This is a genomic window from Flavobacterium sp. IMCC34518 (genome assembly GCF_027111095.2).
GTDB classification, from domain to species: Bacteria; Bacteroidota; Bacteroidia; order Flavobacteriales; family Flavobacteriaceae; genus Flavobacterium; species Flavobacterium praedii.
This window is the reverse complement of the sequence record NZ_CP114284.2, coordinates 2,985,305-3,002,143: the sequence shown is the minus strand read 5'-3', so window position 1 is coordinate 3,002,143 and position 16,839 is coordinate 2,985,305. Positions and strand designations below refer to the sequence as shown.

11 protein-coding genes are annotated in these 16,839 nt (G+C 32.8%); 7 read left to right on the top strand and 4 right to left on the bottom strand.

The features are described from left to right. Nucleotide 1 precedes the first annotated feature (1 nt). A complete protein-coding gene (locus OZP06_RS12890; protein WP_281240265.1) occupies nucleotides 2–901 on the bottom strand; it encodes a polysaccharide pyruvyl transferase family protein in 900 nt (299 codons plus the stop codon). A gap of 384 nt (nucleotides 902–1,285) precedes the next feature. After that, entirely contained in the window at nucleotides 1,286–1,612 is a 327-nt protein-coding gene (locus OZP06_RS12885) for a hypothetical protein (RefSeq protein ID WP_269222207.1), read from the bottom strand. A gap of 447 nt (nucleotides 1,613–2,059) precedes the next feature. Between OZP06_RS12885 and OZP06_RS12880 the strand changes: the two genes are divergently transcribed. The 4 genes from OZP06_RS12880 (at nucleotide 2,060) to OZP06_RS12865 (ending at nucleotide 5,649) form a co-directional block, all read left to right on the top strand. After that, nucleotides 2,060–3,706, top strand: a complete 1,647-nt coding sequence (locus tag OZP06_RS12880) for an FAD-dependent oxidoreductase (RefSeq protein WP_281323804.1) — start codon at nucleotides 2,060–2,062, stop codon at nucleotides 3,704–3,706. Between the two features lie 154 nt (nucleotides 3,707–3,860). Beyond that, nucleotides 3,861–4,478, top strand: coding sequence for a hypothetical protein (locus OZP06_RS12875; RefSeq protein WP_269222204.1), 618 nt, complete (start codon nucleotides 3,861–3,863; stop codon nucleotides 4,476–4,478). A 16-nt stretch (nucleotides 4,479–4,494) separates the two neighbouring features. Further along, nucleotides 4,495–4,995, top strand: a complete 501-nt coding sequence (locus OZP06_RS12870; RefSeq protein ID WP_269222203.1) for a hypothetical protein — start codon at nucleotides 4,495–4,497, stop codon at nucleotides 4,993–4,995. 12 nt (nucleotides 4,996–5,007) lie between these two features. Next, nucleotides 5,008–5,649 (top strand): hypothetical protein, encoded by a 642-nt coding sequence (locus OZP06_RS12865; protein ID WP_281323803.1) that lies wholly within the window; start codon nucleotides 5,008–5,010, stop codon nucleotides 5,647–5,649. Nucleotides 5,650–5,711: 62 nt separating this feature from the next. On the opposite strand, the gene OZP06_RS12860 is transcribed toward OZP06_RS12865, so the two are convergent. Further along, on the bottom strand, nucleotides 5,712–7,277 hold the full coding sequence (locus OZP06_RS12860) for a protein adenylyltransferase SelO (protein ID WP_269222201.1): 1,566 nt from the start codon (nucleotides 7,275–7,277) through the stop codon (nucleotides 5,712–5,714). A 179-nt stretch (nucleotides 7,278–7,456) separates the two neighbouring features. After that, nucleotides 7,457–8,650, bottom strand: a complete 1,194-nt coding sequence (gene sucC / locus OZP06_RS12855) for an ADP-forming succinate--CoA ligase subunit beta (RefSeq protein ID WP_269222200.1) — start codon at nucleotides 8,648–8,650, stop codon at nucleotides 7,457–7,459. 406 nt (nucleotides 8,651–9,056) lie between these two features. Here sucC and gltB point away from each other — a divergent pair, with 406 nt between their 5' ends. From gltB to lysA, 3 genes are all read left to right on the top strand, one after another. Next, entirely contained in the window at nucleotides 9,057–13,574 is a 4,518-nt protein-coding gene (gene gltB / locus OZP06_RS12850) for a glutamate synthase large subunit (protein ID WP_281323802.1), read from the top strand. Between the two features lie 2 nt (nucleotides 13,575–13,576). Then, nucleotides 13,577–15,031, top strand: a complete 1,455-nt coding sequence (locus tag OZP06_RS12845) for a glutamate synthase subunit beta (protein ID WP_269222199.1) — start codon at nucleotides 13,577–13,579, stop codon at nucleotides 15,029–15,031. Nucleotides 15,032–15,355: 324 nt separating this feature from the next. Next, a complete protein-coding gene (lysA, locus tag OZP06_RS12840; protein WP_269224613.1) occupies nucleotides 15,356–16,579 on the top strand; it encodes a diaminopimelate decarboxylase in 1,224 nt (407 codons plus the stop codon). Nucleotides 16,580–16,839: the final 260 nt, after the last annotated feature.

Here is a 16,839-nt window from a genome sequence, read left to right as displayed (position 1 = left end):
ATTAATACCCTAAATAGTCAAATACTTTTTCTGAAAAGTCTCTATTTATTTGACGGCATTCTTCAAGTACTCCAGAATATCTTTCTGCCTTTTTAAAATCTTTTTCAAAATTTTGAAAACTGGAAAAAATAGGATTGTATTTAAAACTATAAAACTTTGAGGATATAGGAACTACAACTACTTTTTTTTCCATTAGTATCCCCCAATACATTGCATGATAACTATCCGTTACGATAGTATCGGTTTTTGAAATGAATTCAATTATGGATTCCAAACTAGAACTATTGGATATAGAAGGAAAATCTTTAAACTGTTTTTGAATCGTTTGATTTGTCATTGATTTTCGATGAAAAATTAAGCCAATTTCATTTACAACGGATGACTTTGTATCTAAAATGGGATGCATACAACTCACACATGGCACCCATTGTGCTTTCATATTATAATCACGAACTCCCACTAATCCAAATTTTGATATATCTATATTGTAGTTAGTAACTTTTCCGAATGTCTTTTTATTTTTTTCATTATGTCCAACCCCCCATAAAACTGATTTCTTCCCTTTTTGACCAAGTGCTTCAAATAATTTTATTTGGTTTTCAAAACTTGACCTATTCAATAGTCCTCCTCCTCCTATGATTAAAGAATTGTCACAAACTTTATTGATAAAATTATCCTTTGAAGAAAGATCCAATGTTTTATAATCAAAAATATCTAAGGAGTGATTTATTCTTTCAAAATAATGATGTGGACCACAATAAAAATCACCAACATTGTTTTCATCTAGACGATGAATATTAACCACCCCTGTATTACATTGACTGCTTGTTGCAATTTTTTTCAGTACAGATCTTTTAGAAAAAGATTTTAAAACAGAATTTTTAATTTTTTGTAATAACATCGCAGGAAATTTAAAGAGTAGTAATGGCTATTAAAAAAAATTGTTTTTTAATATACCACCAATGAACTCATACTGATTATTTGAAAAAATTTTAACTATCTCAATGATAAATTTATAAAATTTTATCTATAAATAAACATTTTTATTTTATTTTTTTACATTCCATTACTTATAAAACACAAATAGTAAGTTAACTGAGATCTGAAGTGTTTTTAAATATTATCAATCTCTTTGAGTTATCCAAAATAAATAAACTCTATTGAGTTTTCATATAAAAATTATCCTTTCCAGCATTTTTCTCTTAATTCCATTTTAGATGAATTTAAAAAAATATAACCTAAAGCATCTACATAATTTATTTTTGCTTTTACTCTTAATTATATTTTACCCATTACGATCTACTTTTATAAACATTGGTTTCCCCTCCTTAAGTTTATATTCCCCACCAAAAATATTCATCAGATCTGAAGTTTCTAATTTCACATCGTTTATACTTAGTATAATGTCATTAGTTTGCAGCCCCATCGCATTAATAAATTCATTTTCATTATCTGAAACCTGTGCAAGTCCTTGATTATTTTCTTTATCGATTTTCACATAAGGTTTCTTGCCTACTACAAATGCAAACATAACAGGAGTTTTCACAATTCCTTCACTAACACCTACTAATTTCAAGTATAGATTGTAATCAATTTCTTCTCCTTTTACCACATATTTTTGTAAAAACTAACCCACTTCCGGATAAGAAATTTTAGTCACAACCGAAATTAATTCATCGTCATTAAAAGACCTCTTTTACCATTTTTTTTCTTTAATTTTAATATTTACAGCCATTGCCAAAAAATTCCTTTTTGATACACATTGGGATAAATAACTTTCATTTTGGGATTTAATATATTTTTACTCATTTCAGTAAACGATACTTATTTTGGAAATTGAGATTTAGAAATACTATTTTTTTAGTCATTTAGATAAAATTTTTTGATTCGAAACAAAACCTTCATTAACTTGGAATAATTGTGCAAAATATTCTGTTTTAGATAAAACTCATAATATTTCCCAAAGCAGAGTAATGTCACTATTTTTTTTTACACTTTAATCTACTGAATTTCATAATTTTACATCTATTTATAAAAAATATTGTAATTCAATATAAACATGAAAAAGTGTTTTATCTTTTTTATAATTTGCTATAGCCTTAAAGCTCAAATACCAAATACTAAGAATGTATATAATACCGATATTGTAATTTATGGCGGAACATCATCAGCTATTATAGCTGCTGTAAAAGCTAAACAATTAGGACATTCCGTTCTGGTAATCTCGCCTGAGACTCATTTAGGAGGAATGACTTCTTCTGGGCTGGGCTACACCGACTCGGGTAACACACGTTTAATTGGAGGCTTAGCAAAAGATTTTTATAAAAGAGTATATTCAAAATACCAATCAAATACAGCATGGAAGTGGCAAAAAAAATCAAGTTTTAAAAGCAAAGCCCAATCAAATTCTGCCGTGAACAAAGAAGATAATGCAATGTGGCTTTTTGAACCCCATGTAGCCGAAGCCATTTTCGAAGATCTTGTTAAAGAAAATAATATACAAATACTTAGAAACGAATGGCTAAACAGAAAACAAAAATTAGAAAAAACAGATAACACAATAACATCGTTTTATACACTAAGCGGAAAAAAGATAACCGGAAAAATTTTTATTGACGCAACCTACGAAGGTGATTTAATGGCATTAGCAGGTGTTACATATCATGTGGGTCGAGAATCCAATACGGTTTACAACGAAACTTTTAATGGAGTTCAAAAAAACATTTTTCAACATCGTCATAACTTTCACAAATTTCATATTGATCCTTTTCGAATTAAAGGAGATAAAAATTCAGGTTTATTGCCAAAAATTGGACCAACAACTTCAGAAAAAAATGGAGAAGGTGACAATCGGATTCAAGCCTATTGTTATCGATTGTGTTTAACAAAAAACCCAAAAAACAGAATCCCTTTTACAAAACCAGTAAAATACAAACCAATGAATTATGAACTATTAATTCGTTTGTATAAAGCAGGATGGAATGAAACTTTTAAAAAATTTGATGCAATACCAAATCTAAAAACGGATTCTAATAATCATGGTCCTTTTAGTTTTGATAATATTGGTATGAACTATAGTTATCCCGAGGCTACTTATGAAGAGCGTAAAAAAATTGCCGAAGAACATGAATTATATCAAAAAGGCTGGCTTTATTTTATTACTACTGACCCAAGAATACCTAAAAAAATACAAAATAAAATGCGACAATGGGGGTATGCAAAAGATGAATTTGTTGATAATGGAGGATTCCCTTTTCAATTATATATACGCGAATCAAGAAGAATGATTGGAGAATATATAATGACTGAACAAGATGTTTTAGGCAAAAAAAGCAACTCAAGATCGATCGGTATGGGATCCTATAGTTTAGATTCACATAACACACAACGTTATGTAACCAAAAAAGGATTTATTGAAAATGAAGGAGATATTGGCGTACGTACCCCAGAAGCATATTCAATTGACATGGGAGCAATATTGCCCAAAAAACAGGAATGCTCTAATTTAATTGTCCCCGTTTGTCTGTCTAGTTCCCATATAGCTTACGGAAGTATCCGAATGGAGCCTGTATTCATGATTTTAGCAGAATCAGCCTCTCAGATCGCCAGCATAGCTATTAAAAACAAAAGTTTTGTTCAAGACGTTTCCTATGATGAACTACAAGTGCATCTGCTTGAATCAGGACAGATATTAAATAAAAATTAATTGATTTTTTAACCTAATAAACAAACCTGCTTTAAAGTTTAATTATTAGATTTTTTATAAAATTACGCCTCTTAAAAAATCTTAAATAACTTACTATAAATAGATTACACTTATTTTTTATTATATTTACTATGAAATAAAAAAATTAAAAAAGATGAAAAAAGTAATTTTAACTATACTTTGCGGATGTTTATTTTACAATTGCAATAAAAAACCAGAAGTAACGCCAAAGATTAATAATTCAGATACTATTGTTTCTACAGAAATAAAGACAGATACTGTTCCTGCTTTTACAAAAGAACTGAGCTTAAACAAAATTTCATTTAAAATAGCAGTCACTGGAAATCAAATGACTATCACTCCTATCGGATTGTCAATAGATAACAGCCCTATAGTGCAAAAAATTGATGGTAAAATTACAAACGCAGAAATAGGCGATTTGAATAGTGATACTTTTCCAGAACTTTTTGTTTATACCATTTCCGATGATAGCAACAAATATGCAAAAGCATACGGCTTTTCTGTAAATAACGGAAAATCAGTAAGCGATATCAGCATTCCTAATGTTACTGATGACCCCAAATTAAGTAAAGGTTATAGTGGACACGACGATTTTGCAATCGTAGAAGGAATTCTAGCACAACGCTTTCCTATTTATACTGAAGAAGGGGCTACTAGCAAACCTACAGGCAAAACACGACAAATACAGTATAAACTTCGCAACGGAGAAGCCTCAAGAATTTTAATAATAGACCAAACAATTGAATTTTAATTTAATATTTTACAACATGAAAAAAGTCTTTTATTTAGCCGTTTTATTCATAGGAATAAATACATTAGCAACTGCTCAAGACGATGCACTTAGTTCAATTAAAAAATTCTTAAAAACTACTTATCCGACAACACCTGAAGACAGCAGAAATTTTATTTACAATGAGATAGACCTCAACGATGATGGTAAAAACGAATATATTGGTGGTCTTATTGGTGGCGAATGGTGTGGTTCTGCAGGTTGCACAATGTTAGTCCTTACCAATGCATTTAAACTAAATACTAAAATGACCGTGGTAGAATTCCCCATCTATATTGGAGCTCCTGCATCAGCCGAAGTAACCAAAAAATATTCTAACCTTTATATCGTAAATAGAGATGGAAGTGTTGCTAAAATGGCATGGAACGGTACAAAATACCCAACTAATCCCTCTACAGCACCAAAAGTAAATAAAAAAATTATTGAAGGTAAATACAAGTTTTTAAATGAAACAGAGTTAGCCAAAAATAAATTTTAATTTTTTTTAACTATGAGAAAACTATTTTCATTTATTTCGCTAATTGGTATTTTGGGAATGACCTCCTGTAAAAAAGACGTTAAGGCTAATGAATCCATTTCAGACTCAACAGCAGTTATGATAGACACTTTACAATACAAAAAAATGATTGATCCGGATCCAACTGATTCAATTTCTGCAGATCAGTATGGTATAAATTCATCAAATCCAAAAACTGCAGAACTAGTTCGATTAACTTTAAATAATCGCTATAAAGAAGATTTAAAGAAAAATCTTATCAATGATTTTAGCAAAAAATTTATCTTTTTTGAATATGATTTAAACGAAGATGGTAAAAATGAAATTCTTGTAGGCTTAAGAGGCCCATACTTTTGTGGATCTGGCGGATGTACCCACCTTTTGCTCGATTACCAAGGAAATGTTATGACAACTTTTTCAGTATCAGGAAACCCGATTATAATTGACACAAAAAAAACCAATGGATGGAAAGATTTATTCATTTGGAGTGGAGGAAAAAATAGAATTGTAAAATTCGATGGAAAAACATATCCATCTAACCCATCTACCCTACCAGAATTAAAGTTGATTCCGGGTGATGGCTTACCAAGAGCACTTGATTTTGAAAATGAACCCTATGCTTGGTTTTTATTTTAGCAAAAACAAAACCTGATTGAATCAGGTTTTATTTATGTTATAATTCGCAAAACAAAAACAAATTAAGAACTACAGCTTAACATAGAACAGCCCACTTTATCTCTGGCCCAATCGGGTCTTTTGGCAAACCATTTTTGGCTTTCAGGTTGTTCATCATATGGTTTTTTGAGCAATTCGAAAAGTTCATTTACCAAAGAATAATCACCTTTATCTGCAGCATCAATACTCAATTGAGCCATATAATTTCGCAATACATATTTGGGATTTACCAAATTCATTTGCGCTTTTCTTTCAACATCCGTAAATGATTCTTGTTTGATTCGATCAGTATAATGATTCAACCAAGCATACCATTTGTCCAAAACAGATTTGTTACCCTCTTTTTCATTATAAAAAGCATCTTTAATGCAATCCAAAGCAACTTCTGCGTTATCGTCTTTTTGAACATTGCCCAGATTTCTAAAGAAAATAGTCATATCGGTTTCAATCAATTGAAGCAGTTCTGTCAGACTTTCGATTAAAATAGCATCTTCCTCAGTTTCTGTTTTTAATCCGAGTTTATTACGCATCATATTCAAATACTCCTTTTGATAATCACTGCCAAAAACATTCAAAATAGTTTCAAGAGGTTTAGCATCATTAATCAAAGGGTACAAAGCATTGGCTAATTGATACAAATTCCACAAAGCAACATCAGGTTGATTACCAAATCGGTATCTTTTATGTTGTATATCGGTTGTATTGGGAGTCCAATCGAGGTTGTAATCTTCCAACCATCCATAAGGCCCATAATCAATAGTGACACCATGAATCGACATATTATCGGTATTCATAACACCATGAACAAAACCGACACGTTGCCAATGCACAATCATATTTAGAGTAGTTTGAGTTACTGCTTGAAAAAAGTCTAGATATTTTTTTACACCTTCACTTTTAATATCTGGAAAATGATGTTTAATAGTATAATCGGTTAATAATTGTAGTGTACCATGATCTTTCCTGGAAGCAAACAATTCAAAATTTCCAAAACGGATAAACGAAGGTGCCACTCTACAAACAATAGCTCCTTTTTCATAAGCGGGATTTCCATTGTACATTACATCTCTTAATACTTGATCGCCAGAAAGCATTAGTGAAAGCGAACGGGTTGTTGGAACTCCCAAATAATGCATAGCTTCTGCGCACAAATGCTCGCGTATGGAGGAACGCAATACAGCAAAACCATCTGCTGTACGGGAATATGGCGTAGGACCAGCTCCTTTTAATTGCAAAGTATATAACTTATTATTATGAGTAACTTCGGTTAGATTAATGGCGCGACCGTCTCCTAATTGACCCGCCCAATTCCCAAATTGATGCCCCGCATATGGCATAGCATACGGTTTGGTGTTTGGATAAACCGTATTCCCAGAAAAAGTATTCAAAAAATCATCCGAAAGAATATCATCATTAGACAATCCTAAAAAATCAGCAACCTCAACAGACGCGTGAATCAAAGAAGGATTCGAAGGCTTTTTGGGTTCTACATAAGAAAAACAAGCTTGCTCAACCTGTCTCGGTATATTGTTTTCAATAGGATCAGCAGGTAATTCGGCGGTAAAATTATTTTGTATGTGAAGTTTCATTGAAAAAACGCTTTTATATAAACTAGTAATAGTCTTCGTAAAGATATTCGATACACTAGACATAAAAGGGTTCTTATGATAATTTTAATTTATAACCTAAATCATTTTATTTATAAAAATATAAAACAAAAAAACCTGAGCTTTCACTCAGGTTCAAATAAATATATAAATTGTACTAATTAAGAAAGCGCCGCTGTAACTTGATCTGCAGCCTCTTGAAATTCAACAGCAGATAAAATTGGCATTCCTGAATTATCAATTAATTCTTTTGCAATTGCAGCATTTGTACCTTGTAAACGAACAATAATTGGAACATTTATTGCATCACCCATATTTTTGTAAGCATCAACAACTCCTTGTGCTACACGGTCACAACGAACAATTCCACCAAAAATATTAATCAAAATTGCTTTTACGTTTGGATCTTTCAAGATGATACGGAAAGCTGTTTCTACACGTTTTGCATCAGCAGTTCCACCTACGTCAAGGAAGTTTGCAGGTTCAAAACCAGCATACTTAATTAAGTCCATAGTTGCCATAGCAAGACCTGCACCATTTACCATACATCCTACAGTACCGTCAAGATCTACGTAGTTCAATCCTACTTCTTTTGCTTCAACCTCGATTGGATTCTCCTCACGAATGTCACGCATATCAGCATATTTCTTTTGTCTGTATAAAGCATTATCATCGATATTTACTTTAGCATCTACAGCCATTATTTTATTATCAGATGTTTTCAAAACTGGGTTGATTTCAAACATAGAAGCATCAGAACCAATGTAAGCATTGTATAAAGAAGTGATAAATTGAGTCATTTCTTTAAAAGCATTTCCAGAAAGTCCTAAATTGAAAGCAATTCTTCTAGCTTGAAAACCTTGTAATCCAACAGCTGGGTCTATTTCTTCTGTAAATATTAAATGTGGAGTATGTTCTGCCACTTCTTCAATATCCATTCCACCTTCAGTAGAATACATAATCATATTACGACCTGTAGCTCTATTCAAAAGAACAGACACATAAAATTCTGAAGTTTCACTTTCGCCAGGATAGTAAACATCCTCAGCAATTAATACTTTGTGTACTTTTTTACCTTCAGCAGAAGTTTGAGGGGTAATCAATTGCATACCAATGATTTGCTCTGAAATCTCCAATACTTGATCTAAGTTTTTGGCCAATTTCACACCACCACCTTTACCACGTCCACCTGCGTGTACTTGTGCTTTTACAACGTACCAACTTGTACCCGTTTCTACAGTTAATTGTTTTGCAGCAGCAACAGCTTCTACAGGGCTATTAGCCACAATTCCGCGTTGAATGCGAACTCCGTAACTTGCTAAAATTTCTTTTCCTTGATATTCGTGTATGTTCATAATATAGAATTTGTCTGGATTCTGAATTTATTTCAGAATAAAAGTGGGACAAAAATAGCAAAATTTAATTTAATTGAAATTATTTTTAATTATAATAAAATTAATTGAGTAAAATTTAATTATTTCAACCACTCAATCGATGTAGGGAGTAAATTTTAAAAATAAAATGAAATTTTGTTATAATAATCACCTCAAAAAAGTATAGCACTATATTTATTACAAAATATGAAGGTTTTAAAATTTTGAGTTTTGTTTTTTTGACGATATATCAATTCCGAAGTGTAAAATCAATATTATTATCATTTATACATGATTTTTTTACTTTTATAGCAAAAATATAACCTAAACGACGTATTCATTCCATATATGTTATGAAATATTTAATTTTGTAAAAAAAATATCAAGCATGAGAGTTAAAGAACAAGGCCTTTATTTACCCGAATTTGAACACGACAACTGTGGCGCCGGATTTATCTGTAATTTGAACGGAATTAAGTCTAATGACATTATCCATAAAGCTCTAGACATCCTTATAAAGTTGGAACATCGTGGAGCAGTTAGCTCTGATGGACGAACTGGAGATGGTGCCGGAATCTTATTTGATATCCCACATGCTTTTTTTAAGAAGGTTTGTGATTTTGAAATTCCGGAAGTAAGGGAATATGCAGTAGGAATGGTTTTTATGCCTAAAAGCCAAAATCAAGTAGATTTTTGTAAAACTAGTTTTGAAAATGCAATAAAAGATCAAAACCTATCTATTTTAGGATGGAGAGACGTTCCTGTGGATGTTTCTAATTTAGGTCAAATTGCAGCAGAAAAAGAGCCAACCGTTAAACAAGTATTTGTTGGTAAAAACGGCTTGGATATTACCGAACAACAATTCAATGCCAAATTATATTTGGCTAGGAAAATAGCAGAACATACCATTCGTAATTCTAGAACTTCGGAAAGTCATATGTTTTACTTTTCAAGTTGTTCTACTACGACTATTATATATAAAGGACTATTGATGCCAGAAGACATCAGCAGATACTATACTGATTTATTAGATAGCGATTTGGTAACCCGTTTGGCTTTGGTACACCAACGTTTCTCTACAAACACTTTCCCTTCTTGGGATTTGGCACAACCATTTAGATATATGTGTCACAATGGAGAAATTAATACTTTGAGAGGAAACGTAAGCAGGATGCGTGCTCGTGAAGAATTGATGAAAAGTGATGTTTTCGGAGAAGATTTGAAAAAATTATTCCCAATTATATTAGAAGGAAAATCGGATTCCGCTTCTATGGATATGGTGGTTGAGTTATTATTAATGACCGGACGTTCTTTACCAGAAGTGATGATGATGGTCGTTCCTGAAGCATGGGAAAAACACAAAACCATGTCGGACGAAAAGAAAGCATTCTATGAATACAATGCTTGCATCATGGAACCATGGGATGGTCCTGCATCTATTCCATTTACAGATGGAAATGTAATTGGAGCATTATTAGATAGAAATGGATTGCGTCCATCTCGTTATACTTTAACTAAAAGCGGATTTGTTATCATGTCATCAGAAATTGGTGTTCTTGATATCAAACCAGAAGATGTTGTACAACACGGAAGACTGGAACCAGGAAAAATGTTCCTTGTTGATATGAACGAAGGCCGTATTATTGAAGACGAAGAAATCAAACATTCAGTGGTGACTAAACGCCCTTATAGAGAATGGCTTGATAAAAATCTATTGCAGTTGGCTCAAATCCCATATACCAATAATCCAATTCCAACAGAGAAAATTGATTTTGAGACCAGACAACGTTTATTCGGTTACACAATCGAGGACTTAAAAACCATTATCAACCCAATGGCTGCCCAAGGCAATGAGGCATTGAGTTCAATGGGTAACGACACTCCTCTTGCAATATTATCAGATCAACCTCAATTATTGTACAACTACTTCAAACAATTATTTGCACAAGTTACCAATCCTCCATTGGATGGTATTCGTGAAGAAATAATTACAGATACCAGTTTGGCAATTGGAGGAGATTACAACATCTTTGACATCACTGATATTCACTGTAAAAAAATTAAAATTCAAAATCCCGTTATATCAAATGAGGACTTAGATAAAATAAGAAGCATCGACCATGCTGACTTCAAATCGGTTACTATTTCTACTTTATATAAAATAGAAAAAGGTGTTAATGGATTAGAACGTGCTTTAGAAAAATGCGTGCAAGCCACTTTCAAAGCAGTATCAGAAGGATGTAACATAGTAATACTTTCAGACAGAGGAGTTACTAAAGAATTAGCACCAATACCTATGTTATTGGCTACTTCTTATATTCACCACACCTTAAACATCTTAAAAGTCCGTTCTAAATTTGGAATCATAATCGAATCCGCTGAACCACGTGAACCACATCATTTTGCTTTATTATTTGGTTACGGAGCAAGTGCCATTAATCCATATATGGTTAATGAAATCATCCACAATCAAGTTAAAGAAGGATTTATAACAGGTGTAAAAGCTGATTATGCAATTACAAACTATAATAAAGCGATTGCAAAAGGAATTCTAAAAATCATGAACAAAATTGGTATCTCTACTTTACATTCGTACAGAGCGGCACAAATTTTTGAGATTTTAGGTTTAAACAAAGCATTTACTTCAAAATATTTCCCATATACTCCGTCTAGAATTGAAGGTATTGGTCTAATGGAAATTGAAAGAGAAGTTAAGAAAAGATACCAAAATGCTTTTCCAAAATCAGAAATTGCAAACCTATTACCATTAGAAATTGGAGGTATTTACAGATGGAGAAGAAATGGTGAAAAACACATGTTCAATCCAACTACCATTTCAAAATTACAACAAGCTGTTCGTTTAAATAGCCCGGAAAGCTACAAAGAATACTCAAAAATGGTTAATGATCAAAGTGAAAACTTAATGACCATTAGAGGTTTATTTGAATTTAACAATTTGGATCCAATTTCAATTGACGAAGTAGAACCTTGGACCGAAATTGTAAAAAAATTCAAAACTGGCGCCATGTCTTATGGATCTATTAGCCAAGAAGCGCATGAGAATCTTGCGATTGCCATGAACCGAATTGGCGGAAAAAGCAATTCTGGTGAAGGAGGAGAAAACCCAAAACGTTTCCAAAAAGAATTAAATGGTGATTCTAAAAATAGTGCCATCAAGCAAGTTGCTTCTGGAAGATTTGGTGTTTCTATCAACTATTTGACAAATGCCCAGGAGATTCAAATAAAAATGGCTCAGGGTGCAAAACCTGGTGAAGGCGGGCAATTACCTGGAGAAAAAGTAGTGCCTTGGATTGCTGAAACAAGAAATTCTACTCCTTATGTAGGTCTTATTTCACCTCCTCCTCATCACGATATTTATTCTATTGAAGATTTATCACAATTGATATTTGACTTAAAAAATGCCAATCGTGAAGCAAGAGTTAACGTTAAATTGGTTGCCGAAGTTGGTGTTGGAACAATTGCTGCGGGTGTTGCTAAAGCAAAAGCGGATGTTATCTTGATTTCAGGATATGACGGAGGAACTGGTGCAGCACCATTGACATCCTTACAACATACTGGTATTCCATGGGAATTAGGACTTGCGGAAGCACAACAAACTTTAATCTTAAATGACTTAAGAAGTCGTGTAGTTTTAGAATGTGACGGTCAATTGAAAACAGGTCGTGACGTAGCTATTGCTGCCTTGCTTGGAGCTGAAGAATTTGGTTTTGCGACTGCACCTCTTGTTGCTTCAGGTTGTATCATGATGAGAGCATGCCACTTGAATACTTGTCCTGTAGGTATTGCGACACAAGATCCTGAATTGAGAAAAAATTTCAAAGGAACACCAGAACACGTCATCAACTTCATGTATTTTATTGCTGAAGAGTTAAGAGAAATCATGGCTCAACTTGGCTTTAGAACATTAAAAGAAATGGTTGGACAATCACAAAAATTGAATGTTAACAAAGCGATTAAACATTATAAAGCAAATGGATTGGATTTATCTACCATCCTTTATAAACCAGAAAAAGCAAAAACAGTACCAAATCACAATACTTCAAGTCAAGATCATGCACTAGAAAACGTATTGGATTTTGATATAATTAAAGCTGCTATTCCTTCTATATACAGAAAAGAAAGAACCAGAGTTACATTCGATATCAAAAACACAGACCGTTCTGTTGGGGCCATTTTAAGTAATGAGATTTCAAAAATATATGGTGCGCAAGGATTACCAGATGATACCATACTTGTTGATTTTACAGGTTCAGCTGGACAAAGTTTTGGTGCATTTGCAACAAATGGATTATCGTTTAAAATACACGGAAACTGTAATGACTATTTAGGAAAAGGACTTTCTGGAGGTAAACTAATTATAAAAGTCCCACCTACAGCTACTTTCGTTCCTGAAGACAATATTATCATTGGTAATGTGGCTCTATATGGCGCAATTACTGGTGAGGCTTATATCAATGGAATGGCAGGAGAACGTTTTGCTGTTAGAAATTCTGGTGCAACCGCTGTTGTTGAAGGAATTGGAGATCATGGTTGTGAGTACATGACTGGTGGAACTGTAGTTGTTCTTGGAAAAACGGGTAGAAATTTCGCAGCAGGTATGAGCGGAGGTGTTGCTTACGTTTACGATGCCAAAAAGAAATTTGAAAATGGATTGTGCAATATGGAAATGGTTGCCCTAGAAACATTGGAAGAAGAAGATTTAGACAAATTAAGACGTTTGATCAGAAATCATTCAATGTATACCAATAGCCCTTTAGCAAAACGTCTTTTAGGAGATTGGGAAAACGAAAGCAAACATTTCATTAAAGTAATGCCAACTGATTACAAAAAAGCATTGCAAAGATTGGCAGCAGAAAAGCAAATTGAAGAATTAATAGCACAATAGTCATGGGTAAAATAGGTGGATTTAAAGAATATAATAGAGCCGACGAGAGTAACGTTGCTGTTCTAGAAAGAGTATCAAATTATAATGAATTTACGATTCCATTATCAAAAGAAAAAATCAAAGAACAAGGTTCTAGATGTATGGATTGCGGAATTCCTTTTTGCCATAGCTCCTGTCCATTAGGAAATTTAATTCCTGATTTTAATGACATGGTACATCAAGAAGAATGGGAAAGCGCTTTGCGTATTTTACAATCAACAAACAATTTCCCTGAATTTACAGGTCGTCTATGTCCTGCTCCCTGTGAAAAATCATGTGTATTAGGCATCATTAAAGAGCCCGTTGCTATTGAGAATATTGAAAAAAACATCATCGAAAGAGGTTTTGCTGAAGGTTGGATTAAACCACAAACTCCAGAAAAAAGAACTGGTAAAACAGTAGCAGTAATTGGTTCTGGCCCTGCAGGATTGGCGGCAGCTCAACAGTTAAATCGTGCCGGTCATACCGTAACAGTTTTTGAAAGAGACAACGCAATTGGTGGCTTATTACGATATGGAATTCCAAATTTTAAATTAGAAAAAGGAATTATTGATAGACGAGTAAAGATTTTAGAAGCTGAAGGGATTACATTCAAAACAAATGTTAACGTAGGAGTTAATTTTAGTGTTTCAGCATTAAAAGCTTTTGATTCGATCGTATTATGTGGTGGAGCAACCGAAAGAAGAGGATTGCCTACAAAAGGTGCCGATAGCAAAGGGGTTGTTCAAGCAATGGATTTCTTGACCCAACAAACCAAAGTGTTGTACGGAGAAAAAATTGAAAACCAAGTAATGGCAACTGGAAAAGATGTAATCGTTATTGGTGGTGGAGATACAGGATCGGATTGTGTAGGAACTTCAAACAGACATGGTGCAAAATCGGTTACAAACTTCGAAATCATGCCTAAACCTCCTGTAGGAAGAAGCGAATCTACTCCATGGCCTTTTTGGCCGTTACAATTGAAAACATCTTCTTCACACGAAGAAGGTTGCAATAGAAACTGGTTGATTAATACCAAAGAATTTCTTGCCAATGAAAAAGGAGAGCTTGTAGGATTGAAAACCGTAGAAGTAGAATGGAAAATCGTACCAGGCCAACGTCCTGAATTAATTGAAAAAGAAGGTTCAGAAAAAATTTGGCCTTGTGATTTGGCTTTACTAGCACTAGGATTTACAGGTCCAGAAAAAACCCTTGCAGAACAATTAGGATTAGAAATTGATGCCAGAAGCAATTATAAAGCAACTAAATTTCAAACTAATGTACCCCATATTTTCACTGCTGGTGATATGAGAAGAGGCCAATCTCTAATTGTATGGGCCATCTCTGAAGGTCGTGAAGCGGCAAGAGAAGTTGATTTATATTTAATGGGCTTTACTAATTTACCAACAAAAGGTAATGGTGACTTACCTAGTTTATAACAATTGAAATAATTTTATAAAATCCCTTGATATCATTTTTATCAAGGGATTTGTTTTTTAAAACCTATCGAAATTCTAAATTTGTTAAAACTTTAATTATTTAATAAAATAAATTTTAACGAATCAGAATTCACACAACTAATAGGCATGCATACTAAATTAATAACACAAAACCTGATTTTTAATAAAAGTTAAAAAAAAACACAAACAAGAACTATTTGTTGTATTTTAAACAATTTGTTATAATTTGTTAAATAACAACAAATTGTTTGGTCGTAATACGAAAGAATAATAAATTTGTCAAAAATAATAAGCAACAACAAGATGCAAGCAAACGATTTACTACACTTAGCAGAACAATTTGGAAGTCCACTTTATGTGTATAATGCCGAAAAAATACAATCTCAGTATAATCGATTAACGAAGGCTTTTTCTAAAGTACCTAATTTACGCATCAACTATGCCATGAAAGCTTTGTCTAATGTCGCTATACTCCAATTATTGAGAGATATGGGATCTGGACTAGATACTGTTTCTATTCAAGAAGTTTTATTAGGAATACATGCAGGTTATGCTCCCGAAAAAATATTTTACACTCCAAATGGTGTTTCTTTAGAGGAAATTGAGGAAGTACATGCCTTGGGAGTACAGATCAATATTGACAACTTATCGATATTAGAACAATTTGGTGCAAAACATCCTCACGTACCAGTTTGTATACGTATCAATCCACACGTAATGGCGGGCGGAAATGCCAATATCTCAGTAGGACACATTGATAGTAAATTTGGTATTTCAGTACATCAATTACCACATTTAGTTCGTATCGTAGAGAATACAAACATGAACATTGTAGGGATACACATGCATACGGGTTCAGACATTTTGGATATTGAGGTATTTTTATATGCCGCAGAAATTTTGTTTGACGCTGCTAAAAACTTCAAAAATTTAGAATTTTTAGATTTTGGAAGTGGTTTTAAAGTACCTTACAAAAAAGATGATATTGCTACCGACATTGATGAATTAGGTAAAAAATTATCCAAAAGATTCAATGCTTTCTGTGCAGAATATGGTAAAGATTTAACTTTAATATTTGAACCAGGCAAATTTTTAGTTAGTGAGGCAGGATTCTTTTTGGCTAAAGTAAATGTGGTAAAACAAACAACTTCAACGGTTTTTGCAGGTATTGACAGCGGTTTCAATCACTTGATTCGACCAATGCTTTATGGTTCACAACATTTTATCGAAAATATCTCAAACCCAAAAGGTAAAGAGCGTTTTTACTCAGTTGTAGGATACATTTGTGAAACTGATACTTTTGCAACAAACAGAAGAATTTCAGAAATAAAGGAAGGGGATATTTTGTCTTTCCGCAATGCAGGAGCTTATTGTTTTTCAATGTCTTCTAATTACAATTCCAGATACAAACCTGCAGAGGTTTTGTGGATGAATGGAAAAGGTTATTTAATAAGAGCACATGAAAAATTTGAAGACTTGCTTCAAAATCAAATTCCATTGCCTGTAGAAGTTAACGCTACAGTTTAAAAAATATATAAGATTCCCATTCAAATTTGAGTGGGATTTTTTTTAATCAGTGATACAAAAACTAATTAAAACATACTACAATAGTTAACTATTTTAAAATCAAACAAATAGCTTTATACTACTACTTTCTCTCATCCTTCCTAAAATGGCATAAACCCTAGCTACTTGAAATACAATATGTTTATTTTATAACGTAAATACAATTCGCATTGTTTAAAATTCAGATTTTACAAACTTCTTCTTATTTATTTAAAAAAATT

What these genes read in the sequence shown, in the direction of transcription:
- gltB (WP_281323802.1), top strand. Translation starts at nt 9,057, where the DNA reads ATGAGAGTTAAAGAACAAGGCCTTTATTTACCCGAATTTGAACACGAC.
- OZP06_RS12860 (WP_269222201.1), bottom strand. Translation starts at nt 7,277, where the DNA reads ATGAAACTTCACATACAAAATAATTTTACCGCCGAATTACCTGCTGAT.
- OZP06_RS12890 (WP_281240265.1), bottom strand. Translation starts at nt 901, where the DNA reads ATGTTATTACAAAAAATTAAAAATTCTGTTTTAAAATCTTTTTCTAAA.
- OZP06_RS12875 (WP_269222204.1), top strand. Translation starts at nt 3,861, where the DNA reads ATGAAAAAAGTAATTTTAACTATACTTTGCGGATGTTTATTTTACAAT.
- OZP06_RS12870 (WP_269222203.1), top strand. Translation starts at nt 4,495, where the DNA reads ATGAAAAAAGTCTTTTATTTAGCCGTTTTATTCATAGGAATAAATACA.
- OZP06_RS12845 (WP_269222199.1), top strand. Translation starts at nt 13,577, where the DNA reads ATGGGTAAAATAGGTGGATTTAAAGAATATAATAGAGCCGACGAGAGT.
- OZP06_RS12880 (WP_281323804.1), top strand. Translation starts at nt 2,060, where the DNA reads ATGAAAAAGTGTTTTATCTTTTTTATAATTTGCTATAGCCTTAAAGCT.
- OZP06_RS12865 (WP_281323803.1), top strand. Translation starts at nt 5,008, where the DNA reads ATGAGAAAACTATTTTCATTTATTTCGCTAATTGGTATTTTGGGAATG.
- lysA (WP_269224613.1), top strand. Translation starts at nt 15,356, where the DNA reads ATGCAAGCAAACGATTTACTACACTTAGCAGAACAATTTGGAAGTCCA.
- sucC (WP_269222200.1), bottom strand. Translation starts at nt 8,650, where the DNA reads ATGAACATACACGAATATCAAGGAAAAGAAATTTTAGCAAGTTACGGA.